Origin of the sequence: Streptococcus sp. WM07 (assembly GCF_004570525.1) — a bacterium.
Classification (GTDB): Bacteria; Bacillota; Bacilli; order Lactobacillales; family Streptococcaceae; genus Streptococcus.
Genome location: NZ_SPPZ01000134.1, coordinates 1 through 703 on the forward strand (window position 1 = coordinate 1; position 703 = coordinate 703).

At 38.7% G+C, this 703-nt stretch carries 1 protein-coding gene; it reads right to left on the reverse strand.

Annotated features, from left to right (window positions below; genetic code table 11):
• Nucleotides 1–671: IS3 family transposase (locus E4T71_RS08735; RefSeq protein ID WP_245165724.1), on the reverse strand; the 671-nt coding region annotated here is incomplete at its 3' end.
• Between the last annotated feature and the right edge of the window lie 32 nt (nucleotides 672–703).

Below are 703 nucleotides of genomic sequence, written 5' to 3' on the forward strand. Positions count from 1 at the left end.
TTTGCCTTTGCCTCAGCTCTTACTTGTGCAGGTGTCTTTCCTCCAAATCTCTCCTGTGGATCATGATGATGGTAGTAATCAATTGTCTTTTCATAGGCTTCCTTCATCTCTTCGAAAGTAGCTACATGGGGATATAGCACCTCTCGCATCTCCTTTATTTGTCCTTGCCAACCTTCTAATGGGCCATTATCGATACACCGACCCACCCGAGACATTGACTGTCTCATCCCCTGTTTTTCTAACATGTGAGCAAAAGGTTTTCTTGTAAATTGAAATCCTCGATCACTATGGAGTAAGGCCTGACTATCTGGTTCTTCTTTAAGGGCATTCTTAATAGCTGAATTCACTAGTGCCGTGTCATTTCTGTTACCTATTGCATAGCCAACAATATAGCGATCATATAGATCTAAGATTGCACATAGGTATATTTTTCGGTTTGTTCCAGAAACTTTCTCTTCTGTAATATCGATATACCATTTTTCGTTTGGTCGTTTTGAATTAAACTCACGATTGAGAATATTTTCAGCTGTCTGATTAGGTGTTGAAGTGGTATAACGTTTCCGCTTCTTGTATTTTGCTTTGTTGGAATAAATATTGTTCACACACATCAAACGAGCTACAGTCCGTCGGTAGATTGGTTTTTCTCCAGCTTCTAGCTTATTGTTCAACATAAGTGTCATTTTAACTGAACCAAATAAACTAT